This is a genomic window from Acinetobacter sp. 1294243, from assembly GCF_000588015.1.
GTDB classification, from domain to species: Bacteria; Pseudomonadota; Gammaproteobacteria; order Pseudomonadales; family Moraxellaceae; genus Acinetobacter; species Acinetobacter pittii.
In genome coordinates, this window is the sequence record NZ_JFXG01000013.1 from 22,235 (window position 1) to 34,486 (window position 12,252).

The 12,252-nt window shown below is 38.5% G+C and carries 11 protein-coding genes; 7 read left to right on the plus strand and 4 right to left on the minus strand.

Annotation, left to right across the window (positions count from 1 at the left end; genetic code table 11):
* Positions 1-81 precede the first annotated feature (81 nt).
* From J655_RS18775 to J655_RS18785, 3 genes are all read left to right on the plus strand, one after another.
* The gene (locus J655_RS18775; RefSeq protein WP_005804015.1) at positions 82-1,401 is read left to right on the plus strand and encodes an MFS transporter; all 1,320 of its coding nucleotides are present in this window, start codon (positions 82-84) and stop codon (positions 1,399-1,401) included.
* 152 nt (positions 1,402-1,553) lie between these two features.
* Positions 1,554-3,773 carry a DNA topoisomerase IV subunit A gene (parC, locus tag J655_RS18780; RefSeq protein ID WP_005079495.1) on the plus strand — a complete coding sequence of 740 codons (2,220 nt, stop codon included), beginning with the start codon at positions 1,554-1,556 and terminating at the stop codon, positions 3,771-3,773.
* Positions 3,774-4,070: 297 nt separating this feature from the next.
* Entirely contained in the window at positions 4,071-5,750 is a 1,680-nt protein-coding gene (locus tag J655_RS18785) for a long-chain-fatty-acid--CoA ligase (RefSeq protein ID WP_002121274.1), read from the plus strand.
* Between the two features lie 40 nt (positions 5,751-5,790).
* On the opposite strand, the gene J655_RS18790 is transcribed toward J655_RS18785, so the two are convergent.
* Positions 5,791-6,183, minus strand: a complete 393-nt coding sequence (locus J655_RS18790; protein WP_005065679.1) for a hypothetical protein — start codon at positions 6,181-6,183, stop codon at positions 5,791-5,793.
* 106 nt (positions 6,184-6,289) lie between these two features.
* Here J655_RS18790 and J655_RS18795 point away from each other — a divergent pair, with 106 nt between their 5' ends.
* Both J655_RS18795 and ppa read left to right on the plus strand, forming a co-directional pair.
* On the plus strand, positions 6,290-6,688 hold the full coding sequence (locus J655_RS18795) for an MAPEG family protein (protein ID WP_005065682.1): 399 nt from the start codon (positions 6,290-6,292) through the stop codon (positions 6,686-6,688).
* Positions 6,689-6,815: 127 nt separating this feature from the next.
* Positions 6,816-7,340: an inorganic diphosphatase gene (gene ppa, locus J655_RS18800; RefSeq protein ID WP_002121243.1), complete on the plus strand. Its 525-nt coding sequence runs from the start codon at positions 6,816-6,818 to the stop codon at positions 7,338-7,340.
* Positions 7,341-7,446: 106 nt separating this feature from the next.
* Here the strand turns inward: ppa and J655_RS18805 are convergent, their stop codons facing one another.
* Complete coding sequence (locus tag J655_RS18805) at positions 7,447-8,733, minus strand: OprD family outer membrane porin (RefSeq protein WP_002121245.1); 1,287 nt, start codon at positions 8,731-8,733, stop codon at positions 7,447-7,449.
* A gap of 736 nt (positions 8,734-9,469) precedes the next feature.
* Here J655_RS18805 and J655_RS18810 point away from each other — a divergent pair.
* Both J655_RS18810 and J655_RS18815 read left to right on the plus strand, forming a co-directional pair.
* Complete coding sequence (locus J655_RS18810) at positions 9,470-9,658, plus strand: hypothetical protein (RefSeq protein WP_002121272.1); 189 nt, start codon at positions 9,470-9,472, stop codon at positions 9,656-9,658.
* Between the two features lie 38 nt (positions 9,659-9,696).
* Positions 9,697-10,509, plus strand: coding sequence for a TorF family putative porin (locus J655_RS18815; RefSeq protein ID WP_017481901.1), 813 nt, complete (start codon positions 9,697-9,699; stop codon positions 10,507-10,509).
* A gap of 42 nt (positions 10,510-10,551) precedes the next feature.
* Here J655_RS18815 and J655_RS18820 read toward each other — a convergent pair whose 3' ends face one another.
* Both J655_RS18820 and J655_RS18825 read right to left on the minus strand, forming a co-directional pair.
* On the minus strand, positions 10,552-11,430 hold the full coding sequence (locus J655_RS18820) for a dihydrodipicolinate synthase family protein (RefSeq protein ID WP_032052765.1): 879 nt from the start codon (positions 11,428-11,430) through the stop codon (positions 10,552-10,554).
* A gap of 15 nt (positions 11,431-11,445) precedes the next feature.
* On the minus strand, positions 11,446-12,222 hold the full coding sequence (locus tag J655_RS18825) for an aldolase (protein ID WP_031968948.1): 777 nt from the start codon (positions 12,220-12,222) through the stop codon (positions 11,446-11,448).
* Positions 12,223-12,252 lie beyond the last annotated feature (30 nt).

Sequence of the window (12,252 nt, forward strand, 5' to 3'; positions counted from 1 at the left end):
CATGCAGAATTCGATGTGAGCATGATATAACAATTAAATATATTGTCTTGCTCACTTATTTTTTCCAGTAGAGTTTTTCCTATGGATCTGGTTTCACGTATACAAAATCTTCCAATTGGCAAATTTCACTACACATTACTGTGGGTGGTTGGTTTAGGTTGGATGTTTGATGCGATGGACACCGGTATCATTGCTTTTATCATGACAACGCTTGTTAAAGACTGGGCATTAACGCCAGCAGAAAGCGGTTGGATTGTAAGTATTGGTTTTGTAGGGATGGCTATTGGAGCTGTTTGCTCAGGAGCTTTAGCAGACCGCTTTGGCCGCAAGACAATATTTGCTATAACCATGGCGATCTATAGCATTGCGACTGCCTTATGTGCCTTTGCTCCAGACTTAAAGTGGTTATTAATTTTTCGTTTTATTGTTGGTCTTGGACTTGGTGGACAGTTACCCGTTGCAGTGACATTGGTGAGTGAATATATACCTGCACATGTACGTGGTCGTTTTATTGTCCTCCTCGAAAGTTTTTGGGGTTTAGGCTGGTTAGTTGCTGCACTCATTTCTTATTTTATTATTCCTAAATTTGGTTGGCACATTGCATTTCTTATGGGTGGCCTCCCACTGATTTATATTTTAGTAATTTGGAAAAAACTCCCTGAATCCATACCTTACCTGATTAACCGTGGACGTGTTGAAGAAGCACATGCATTGGTTCAAAAATTAGAAGCTCAAGCAGGCGTTCAAATTGTTCACCATATTGAAGTCGTGCCTGTAGCCATGCGACAAAAAGTCTCTTTTAAACAACTTTGGAGTGGTCAATTTGCTCGCAGAAGCTTAATGCTTTGGCTCATCTGGTTTGGAATTGTGTATTCCTACTACGGGATCTTTACGTGGCTGCCAAGTTTATTAGTGAAACAGGGCTATGACATCGTTAAATCTTTTGAATATGTTTTGCTTATGATTTTGGCGCAGCTACCAGGCTACTTGGCAGCGGCATGGTTTGTAGAGAGATTGGGTAGAAAAATTACACTCGCTGCATTTATCGGTTTTTGTGCCTTGTCTGCATATTTCTTTGGACAAGCCGACAGTGTAAACAGCATTATGTTTTGGGGTTGTCTCATGTCCTTCTTTAATTTGGGTGCATGGGGAGTGTTATATACCTATACACCAGAGCAATATCCAGCCAACATTCGGGCTTTTGGTTCGGGCTGGGCATCGGCAATGGGCCGTTTAGGTGGAATTTTGGCGCCGATAGTCGTCACTCATATGATGGTTTCCAAAAATGGGTTTAGCCATGTTTTTATGATGTTTACTATTGTTTTACTTTTGGTTGCAGCTGTAATTTTAATATTAGGTGAAGAAACCCAAGGTAAAAGACTAGAGTCGATAGGCCTCTAGTTTTGCCTAACTTTATAGCAAGTAACTAAAAATATAGAGAGATGAGACATAATTTGACGCTCAGGTGACAGAGTCCCTCTTGTGTCTGTAACATAGCCCACTTAGCATAAGACTCACTTAAAATAACGACTGATTTGGAAGATAAGCTGACTATGACCAGCCTTGCGCATCAAGCGACAGAAAACCGCTCTGTAGCCGAATTTACTGAACAGGCTTACCTGAATTATGCCATGTACGTCATTATGGACCGTGCATTGCCACATATCAGTGATGGCTTAAAACCTGTACAGCGCCGTATTGTCTACGCCATGAGCGAGTTGGGCTTAAAAAGCAGTGGTAAGCCAAAAAAATCGGCCCGTACTGTAGGTGACGTACTAGGTAAATATCATCCGCATGGTGATTCGGCATGTTATGAAGCCATGGTGTTGATGGCTCAGCCGTTTAGTTATCGCTATCCTTTGATTGAAGGTCAAGGGAACTGGGGTTCACCAGATGATCCTAAATCGTTTGCTGCGATGCGTTATACCGAGGCAAAACTTTCTGCCTACAGTGAGTTATTACTAAGTGAGTTAGGACAAGGCACGAGTGAATGGCAAGATAACTTTGACGGTTCATTAAAAGAACCGATTACCTTGCCAGCACGAGTTCCTAATATTCTGCTGAATGGTACAACTGGTATTGCGGTTGGTATGGCGACTGATATTCCGCCACATAATTTGCGTGAAGTGATTAAAGGAACAATTGCCTTAATTCGTAATCCGCAAACATCAGACGAGAAATTGGCTGAATATATTCCAGCGCCAGATTTACCAACCAAAGCTGAAATTATTACTCCGCCTGAAGAATTACTCAAAATCCAGACGACTGGACGTGGTAGTTACCGCATGCGAGCGGTTTATACCATCGAAAAAAATGAAATCGTGATTACCGAATTGCCGTATCAAGTATCGGGTTCTAAGGTGATCACTCAAATTGCCGACCAAATGCAGGCCAAAAAGCTACCATTAGTGGTGGATGTGCGTGACGAGTCGGATCATGAAAACCCAACACGACTCGTGATTGTACTTCGTTCTAACCGTATTGATGCTGAAGCGGTGATGAGCCACTTATTTGCTACTACCGATTTAGAATCAAGCTACCGCGTTAATTTAAACATGATTGGTGAGGATGGTCGTCCTCAGGTTAAGTCGATTCGACGTATCTTGCTTGAGTGGATTGAGATCCGTAAAAAAACGGTTACTCGCCGTTTGGAATATCATTTAAACCGAATTGAAAAACGCCTGCATATTTTGGCAGGCCTTTTAATTGCTTATCTCGATATTGATACAGTTATTCGTATTATTCGTGAAGAAGATCAGCCTAAACCTGTATTGATGGACCATTTCAAAATTGATGAGATACAAGCAGAAGCAATTTTAGAACTCAAGTTACGCCATTTAGCAAAACTTGAAGAGATGGAAATCCGTCAAGAACAGGATGAGCTCTCAGCAAAAGCAGCGATTATTCGTGAGCAATTAGAAAACCCAGAATCTTTAAAAAACCTGATTATTGGCGAATTAAAAGAAGACGCGAAAAAGTTTGGTGACGAACGCCGTTCTCCAATTGTTGCACGTGCTGAAGCTGTTCAAATTAGAGAACAAGATTTAATGCCGGCTGAAGCAGTAACAGTGGTTTTATCTGAAGCGGGATGGATTCGTGCTGCAAAAGGTGCAGATGTTGATGCAGAGAATTTAAACTATCGTGCTGGTGACCAATATTTAAGTCATGCGGTGGGTAAAACCAATCAACGAATTTATTTCCTCGATGAGACAGGGCGTAGTTATGCCTTGCCTATTAGCAGTCTGCCATCAGCAAGAGGTTTAGGCGAGCCATTAAGTTCAAAACTTGCTCCTGCAAGTGGAGTTGCGTTTATTCAGGTCTATTTAGATGATGAAGAGTCAGAACTTATTGCTGCTAGCTCATCAGGTTATGGTTTTAAAACTCAAGTCAAACAGTTAGATACCAATGCCAAGGCAGGGAAAAGCTTCTTGTCGGTACCTGAAAAGTCAAAAGCACTACCGTTAATATCTGCCCAAAACATGACACATTTGGCTGTACTCAGCTCAGCAGGTCGACTCTTGATTATTGATTTGTCAGAACTGCCAAATTTAAATAAGGGTAAAGGTAATAAGTTGATACAACTTGAAGCGAAAGAGCAGATTTTATCCATGACAACCCTGAACTTAGATGAAATAATTCAGGTGGTTGCAGGTCAACAACATCTAAAACTAAAAGGTGATGATCTACAGAAATACATGGGTAAACGAGCTTCAAAAGGTCACCTCTTACCACGTGGATATCAAAAAGCAAATAAACTGTTGATTCAGAGATAAAGCTAGCGTCGGGCAACATAAATACGCTATATATGGCAATAAGTTCAAGCAATGAACTGAACTTATTGGTATTGGATAACGATTAAAAGGACAGCAATTTGGAGTACGCAATTTGTACTCCATGCAAAAAATTTGGCAGGGTCAAATTGTCAAAACTTCTGTCTCATAATCTTGTTCGAAAGTGTCATGAATGTGCCAATAAGTTTTAAATATGTTCTGGCACCAAGAAGCTAAAGAATAGCTGGGGCATTGAATAACAGTTATTACTAAGGATTACGAATCGGAGATAATGGCATTATGGAAAAGATTTGGTTTGCAGAATACCAAAAAACAGGGATTCCAGAAACAGTAGCATTGCCTGCGGAAAATACCTCTCTTGTTGATATTTTTGAGAGTAATTTCCAAAAATTTGGTTCTCGTGATGCCTTTATCTTTATGGATAAAGCGATGTCATTTAACGAGTTGGAACTTGCAAGCCGTAAGTTCGCGACCTATTTGCAAAATTTGGGGTTAGCAAAGGGAACTCGTGTGGCAGTGATGATGCCAAACGTATTGCAATATCCTGTAGTTGCATTAGCTGTGTTACGTGCAGGCTTAGTATTAGTGAATGTAAACCCACTTTATACTGCGCGTGAGCTTGAGCATCAATTAAATGACTCGGGTTCAGAAGTACTCGTGATTATCGAAAACTTTGCCAGTGTTTACCAAAGCATTTTAGGTAAAACTCCTGTGAAGCATGTTGTAGTTGCGACAGTAGGAGATATGCTTGGTACGCTTAAAGGTACATTAGTAAATTTTGTATTACGTAAAGTACGTAAGCAAATTCCTGCTTGGAATATTCCAGGGTACGTTAAATTTAATACAGCATTAAATAAAGTAAGTCCGAGTAATTATAAGCGTCCAAATTTAACTTTAAGTGATACTGCCGTGCTTCAATATACGGGTGGTACTACAGGTGTTTCAAAAGGTGCGGAATTAACACATCTTAATTTGGTTGCCAACCTTTTACAGTGTGATGGTATCTTCCAAAGTAAATTTGGTGCAAATGATGGTGCTAAAGGCGACCGTATTGTTTGCGCATTACCGCTTTATCATATTTTTGCGTTCATGGTTTGCGCGATGTACGGTATGTATAAAGGTCAGGCAAATATCTTGATTCCGAACCCACGTGATTTACCAGCGGTAATTAATGAATTACGTAAATATCAGCCATCATTCTTCCCAGCAGTAAATACATTATTTAATGCTTTAGTAAACAATGAAGAATTTAAACAACTTGACCATAGCAATTTAAAAATGGCGATGGGCGGTGGTATGGCAGTTCTACCTTCTACAGCAGAAGCGTGGAAGAAGATTACTGGTACAACCATTATTGAAGGTTATGGTTTGTCTGAGACTTCTCCGGTAGCGACTGCAAACCCTCCTGCATCTACTGAATTTAGCGGCACTATTGGTATTCCGTTACCTTTAACTGAAGTTGCTATTTTAGATGATGACGGTAAAGAAGTTGCCTTAGGTGAGCAAGGTGAAATCTCTATTCGTGGTCCTCAAGTCATGAAAGGCTATTGGAAGCGTCCTGATGAGACTGCGAAAGTCATGACTGCAGACGGTTTCTTCCGTACTGGTGATATCGGCGTTATGGATAGCCGTGGATATACTAAAATTGTAGACCGTAAAAAAGATATGATTTTGGTTTCTGGCTTTAACGTTTATCCAAGCGAAATCGAAGAAGTTATTGCTAAACATCCAAAAGTATTGGAAGTTGCAGCAATTGGTGTTCCTGATGAAAAATCAGGTGAAGTGCCAAAACTCTTTATCGTGAAAAAAGATCAAAGCTTAACGACTGAAGAAATTTTGAACTTTGCTAAAGAAAACTTAACAGGTTATAAACGCCCTCGTTATGTTGAGTTTATGGATGAATTACCTAAATCAAACGTAGGCAAAATCTTACGTAAGGACTTACGTAAGCCAGCCTAAAAAGTTAATAAAAAAGCGCCTTAGGGCGCTTTTTTTGTTTTTACATTTTGTTGTGGCTTTTCATAAACCAGCGGTCTATGTAAGGACGACCAATTCCTACCATCCCAACAAAAACTAGCATTGTGCCCAATTGCAAACGCAAATGAGTTAAATCGAGCTGACCATAACTTAAATAATTATCTACTAGGCAATATAGGGTAATCACAATTAACCAATGCCATAAAGGAAGCCGTTTAATACCGACTGCAATAAAAGTAATTGTTAAAATAACAAAGGTGCCCAATGTCGATTGCCAATTTAGATTTGCACAAATCACACTCAATAAAAAAGCGACAATAGGAAATACGATTTTTAATATACGGTCTACCTGAAGCTGATTTTGTTTTTGCTTGTCTAAGACGTCAAACAATTCTTTTTGATCAGGTTGTTGCATACATGGCCCTATTAATCAGTGATGACAAGTGATTGCATAAAATTTCAGGTAAAAACGCAATGTTATGATAGCATGATCAACAGTATTTTCAGTGATGGATGGCACTATGCAGGGCATCAGCGGCATTATCTATATTATTTTAGTGGCATGTTTGCTGCCATACGCATTTACCGTAATTGCAAAATTTACAGGTGGTTTTCAGCCCGTCGATAATCAAAACCCAAGAGCTTTTTTGGCTAAAACAACAGGCCTTGCTGCTCGCGCTAATGCCGTACAACAAAATAGCTTTGAAAGCCTACCTTTATTCTTAACTGCTATTTTAATGGCTGAATATATGGTTGTTCCGGAATATTTTATTCTGAGATTAGGTTGGGCATATATTATTTTAAGAGTTATTTATGGTATTTGCTATTTAAGTAATTGGGCAACTTTGCGCTCGATTGTTTGGTTCTTATCTATATTGTGTCCAATCTTATTACTTGTGGTCACGATTAAACTGACTTGAGTGTCATTCTGTCATCATTCATATCAACTTTCGCGTGTGCCCATTGTATAATCGGCATCATTTTGATGATATCCACGCTATAATCGAGTGGATTTTACATCTGACTTCATAACGAAAGAGTATTGATATGAGTTACAGCAATATCCCAGCAGGTAAAGATGCGCCAAATGACATCTATGTCATTATTGAAATTCCTGCAAATGCAGCACCAATTAAATATGAAATCGATAAAGATTCTGATGCATTGTTCGTAGACCGTTTCATGGGTACAGCAATGTTCTATCCAGCGAACTATGGTTATGTTCCAAATACTTTGTCTGAAGATGGCGACCCATTAGACGTACTTGTTGTAACTCCTCATCCTGTTGCTGCTGGTTCAGTCATTCGTTGCCGTCCAGTGGGCAAATTAAATATGGAAGATGACGGTGGTATTGATGCGAAATTAATCGCTGTTCCACACGAAAAATTATCTCCACTTTATAAAGATGTGAAGGAATATACAGATCTTCCTCCGTTATTGATTAGCCAAGTTGAGCATTTCTTCAGTCACTATAAAGATTTAGAACCAGGTAAGTGGGTAAAAATCAGTGGTTGGGAAGGTGCTGATGTTGCTAAAGCCGAAGTATTAAAAGCAATTGAAGCTGCTAAATAAGCTTTAATTTATAAGCTCAGAATGTCTCAATTGATATTTTGAGCTTAATAAAAAACCTACATCTGTTACCAGACGTAGGTTTTTTTATGCTTGATAGATTTGTGAATTAGAATAATTTCACAGGAATATCAAGGAATAAACGCCATTCATTGGTATCACCAATGTACGCACCTTGGTATGAGTCGCTTGCACGATAATACGAGTTACGGATACGGAGGCTTGCATCTTTAGCGAAACCACTTTGAACTGTGTATTTCACTTGGTTAAAGAACTCACGTTCTTGAGCATCATCAGTTACATTTTTAACTTTGATGTCCCAACCATATACAAATGCAGTTGTCCAGTTTAGACCAGGTAATACACCTAATTTACCAAAATCGAGACTGTACTGGATTTGTGCAGATTTTTCATCATTACCGATGAAGTCAGACATGTAAGAGTTTGGCAAATAGATACTTTGGAAGCCGTCAGCATTTTGACCATAGTCATAACCAACATTACCGCTGTTTTGTTGGTAAGCAACCATGATGTTATGTGGGCCCGTATTATAAGCCGTAGAGATAGCCCAAATGTTATTTTGACGATTAGATAGATCATCAGTAGTTTGAGAATAAGTAAAAGCACCTTCATCAAACTTAGTATGATAACCGCTGAAATCATATGTTAATGAACTGTCATTCGCCAATGGCTGTTTAAAGTTCACATTTACATAATGGCGATCAAGCTTATTCTTGCTGTCTAAACCATAGTAAGATGCATTTAAATTATCATCAAACTTGTATTTAGCACCCCACACAATTGCACGATCAAGACCCTTACCATTTACGTCAGCATCGGTATTGATTTGATCAGACATTTGGTTTTTAGTAAATTTACCAGCAACAACTTCAAGATTCTTGATTTCATGGCTAGTTAATAAAGTACCTGTAAAATATTCAGGAACCATACGTCCAGTATTACTTGCAAGAACAGGTAGGTCGAGTACTTGAGTACCGTAACGTACTGTTGTATTCGAGAAACGTGCTTTAACGCTACCACCACCACGAGCCCAGTGATCATAAGCGGAGCCATCATTATGTAATGGGATCATTTGGTTACCGGCATTTTTATTTTCACCGATCTTAAATGAACCATCACCCACAGCGCCAACACCGAAACCAATAATACCAGGGGTAAAGCCAGAATCAATACTTACAATTGCTGATTGAGCAAATGAGCTAGTATCTTTTGCGCCCTGTTTTTTATCACGGTTGATGTAACCTGTACGGAAGAGAATAGAACCGTTCGCATCTTCAACAAATCCTTTTGCCTCACTTTGCTCGCTTGCCTGAGCTGAGGAAATTATTGCCGCAGAAATGAGAACTGCTAATGTAAGTTTTTGTGCTTTTAGCATATTTAAAGAACCTCATAAAAACGATAAATCCTGTGCCTTGTTATTGTTCAGGGCCTAGGATTTCCATCAATTGTATAAGTAATCTGTAAAAAAGATATATTTTTGTTCATTTTATTTTATATATGCTATGCAGGATTTGATTAATGTGGTAGGGGTTGTTTAATAAATTTATAATTCGTCTTTTATACTTAATCTATTGTTTAAAATAAAAAAAGTAATTTAATTTTTAGTGGATTTTTACCATTTATTTTGTATTTAAAGTTCAAAAAATAGTTGATTCTTGTGTTCATTTTTTACTCTTTTTTGTTGGATATGTTTACTTTTTAATCTTATTTTAAGTTTCTTTTTTCATCACTTTTATTTTTATACCCTTTAAATTGTTACTATATAACGTTATTTTAAAAATGGAATGTACAAAAATAGATCACTACAGGCGGATAACAAAATATGTTTAGATTGATCAAATTTAGTGCAATAAATTGCTTGTATTTTGTGCACTACTCTTTTTATCCATATTATTGCTTAAAAAAGACCCAAAATAGTACATCTACTTTAAACAAGTAATAAATAAACAAATCCAATGAGTAGAAATGCGCAATCACAGATCAATACAAGCATTGTCTTCCAGAAATTTACATACTTTTTATATCTCGCCTCTAAGATTAAATAGAAAATTTATGTGCAACAAATGAATACTTCACGCCTCGCTCATTAATTTCCGATAAGGGATTTTCGTATGTTTAGTATTTTTTATCGCATAAGAATTTTATTTTATCGCTATGTTTTTTATGGATATATTTTTATAAAAATTACCCAGAAATTTTATAATAAAGTGAGTTTGATCTCAAAATTAATGAAGAGAACTGATAGCAAATTCGTACTTGGCACAGCAATTGCTAAAGCTCAAGTAACACAATTTGTTTAATTCCTATAAATCGTGCGTTCATTGTGGGGGAGATCAAAATGATGAAATTTGCACTTAAGGCAGTAACTCTTGGTATCTTTGCAGCAGGGTCAACTATGGCTATGGCTGAAGATGCTCCATCTTTTTATGGAATCACGGCAACAGGTAGTGTGGCAGCGACCACAGACTACCGTTTCCGTGGTGTTACCCAATCGTCAAATAACCCAGCTATTCAAGGTGGGTTCACCTTTTCTCATAAGTCAGGTGCTTATGTTGCGCTTTGGGGGTCAAGCGTAGACTTTAATACACCTGGCGTTTCAACTGAAACCGATATCTCTTTAGGTTATACAAATACATTAAAATTGTCTGATACGCTTGCACCAACGTATGATGTGGGTGTAATTCATTATGGCTATATTGGTTCTGACTCAAAATTTACTAACCCATACAATGGTGATACTGGCTTCGACTTCACCGAATTTTACGGAAAATTAACGTTTGCAGACTCTTTATTTAAAGGTGATGCACTTAGTGTGGGCGTAAGCTATTCAGATGATTACTGGGGCCACTCTGATGAGTTCTGGTATTTCAACGTCGGTTATTCAGCACCAATTGCAGACACAGGATTTACTGGACTTGCTTCAGTTGGTTATAACAAACTCAAAAACAAAGACTCTTTACTTGTAGTTGCGGGTGGGCCAGGTGAAGACGATAGCTATATCGATTATAAAGTTGGTGTGAATTATAACATCTTGGGTATTATTGCTGAGCTAGATGTTGTTGGTACAGACATTAGTACTTCTGGTATGACTGATGCTGGTAAGAAACCTTATGACACGGGCTTGGTGTTTAGTTTAACTAAAACATTCTAAGTTTGAGTTTTAAAAAAGCGGGTGAGTAACCCGCTTTTTTTATTAGTTTTCTATTTCAGAAAGTAGCTGTTTTAACTGGTTAAGCTCAATATCCGTAGCTTTAGATAATGGCTTGCGTGGGAAGCCCGCAGAGACACCTTTTAGTTGTAAACCAGTTTTAATCGTTTTAGGTAAACCACCATTTACAATAAAGCGTAGTAAAGGAAGTTGCTGATAAAATGAATTTTGGGCTTGTTCTAACTCACCATTTTTTACATGTTCAATAAGCTGTTGAGGTCGTTGACCTAATAGGTTTGGTGCTGCTGTACACCAGCCGCTTGCTCCCGCACATAAAGCTTCTAAAGCTAGAGGGTTACACCCGTTATAAAATGGGAGTTCTCCTTTTGATAGCTCATAAATCTTATGCATGCGCTGAATATCACCGCTACTTTCTTTCACCATCGTAATATTTGCAATGCTATTAAACATATGCACGATTAATTCTGGAGACATATCAACACCGCTAGTCGCAGGGTTGTTATAAATCATAATTGGTAGTGTGGTCTCTTGGGCAATTGCTTGATAATATTCAAAAATATCTTGGTCTGTTAGCTTCCAATAAGATATAGGAATCACCATGAGTGCATCTGCACCGTAGCTTTGCGCGATTTGGGCTTTTTTAATGGCTTGATCAGTCGTGAGTTCTGAAATTCCAATAATGACAGGCACGCGTTTATTAATACTTTCAATTGAAGTTTTTGCGACTAAGCACCATTCATCCCATTCAAGATAAGCGCTTTCGCCTGTACTGCCTAAAGGCGCAATCGCATCGCAGCCATTTGCAATCAGCAAATCCAGCATTTGTTTCAAAACAGGAAGATTAATGGTGTTGTCATCAGAAAATGGGGTAACAGGGTAGCCAATAATGCCGTTTAGTTTCATGGTCGAAATCTCTTTTTAAATACAGTCAGAATGTTTTTTCAAAGCTTTACGTGCGTAGTAGGCAAAGTTCACTTTGTTACGTTTATCGATAGAAACCCAGTCATGAGCTTCTGTTGCTAAATCATGTGGGATCGGCTGGATTTGTCCGGCAGACATCGCTAGCAGTTGCAGTTGAGCTGCTCGTTCAATTAAAAGAGCCAAGTTGCAGGCTTCTTCAATGGTTTTTCCTGTAACCAGTTGGCCATGGTGAGACAATAAAACAGCACGGTTTTTACCCAGCGCAGAAGAAATCAAAATACCTTCTTCATTGCCCACAGGAACACCTGGCCAATGACCTACAAATGAGCAGTCTTCGTAAAGTGCGCAGACGTCCATTTGGGAAATCATAAGTGGAACCTGTAGCATCGATAGAGCCGCTACATGAGTCGGATGCGTATGGATAATGCAGTTCACTTCTGGATGTTCTTTATAAATCCATGTATGAAAACGATTAGCTGGGTTTGCCATTCCTTCTTGATTGATGGGTTCTAAATCTTGATTTACCTCAAGTAAATTTGAGGCAGTAATTTCATCAAAACCTAAACCAAAACGTTGGGTAATAAAGGACTCTTTATTTTCACTACGGCAGGGAATTTGGCCTGCTAAACCAGCATCATGGCCATGGTCAAATAAAATACGGCAAGTGAGTGCAAGCTTTTGACGATCAGTTAAATCTGAGTCACTAATCCACTTTTGCATATCTTGCTGTGCGTGTTGCATCAGGTCTTGTTTGTTTACAGCAGCAGTCTTCATCTCTTCTCCAGTCCAGTTGACCAAATTAAG

Coding starts and splice junctions, on each gene's coding strand:
- J655_RS18825 (WP_031968948.1), bottom strand. CDS start 12,222: ATGAAGACTGCTGCTGTAAACAAACAAGACCTGATGCAACACGCACAG.
- parC (WP_005079495.1), top strand. CDS start 1,554: ATGACCAGCCTTGCGCATCAAGCGACAGAAAACCGCTCTGTAGCCGAA.
- J655_RS18775 (WP_005804015.1), top strand. CDS start 82: ATGGATCTGGTTTCACGTATACAAAATCTTCCAATTGGCAAATTTCAC.
- J655_RS18795 (WP_005065682.1), top strand. CDS start 6,290: ATGCAGGGCATCAGCGGCATTATCTATATTATTTTAGTGGCATGTTTG.
- J655_RS18785 (WP_002121274.1), top strand. CDS start 4,071: ATGGAAAAGATTTGGTTTGCAGAATACCAAAAAACAGGGATTCCAGAA.
- J655_RS18810 (WP_002121272.1), top strand. CDS start 9,470: ATGTTTAGTATTTTTTATCGCATAAGAATTTTATTTTATCGCTATGTT.
- J655_RS18805 (WP_002121245.1), bottom strand. CDS start 8,733: ATGCTAAAAGCACAAAAACTTACATTAGCAGTTCTCATTTCTGCGGCA.
- J655_RS18790 (WP_005065679.1), bottom strand. CDS start 6,183: ATGCAACAACCTGATCAAAAAGAATTGTTTGACGTCTTAGACAAGCAA.
- J655_RS18815 (WP_017481901.1), top strand. CDS start 9,697: ATGATGAAATTTGCACTTAAGGCAGTAACTCTTGGTATCTTTGCAGCA.
- ppa (WP_002121243.1), top strand. CDS start 6,816: ATGAGTTACAGCAATATCCCAGCAGGTAAAGATGCGCCAAATGACATC.
- J655_RS18820 (WP_032052765.1), bottom strand. CDS start 11,430: ATGAAACTAAACGGCATTATTGGCTACCCTGTTACCCCATTTTCTGAT.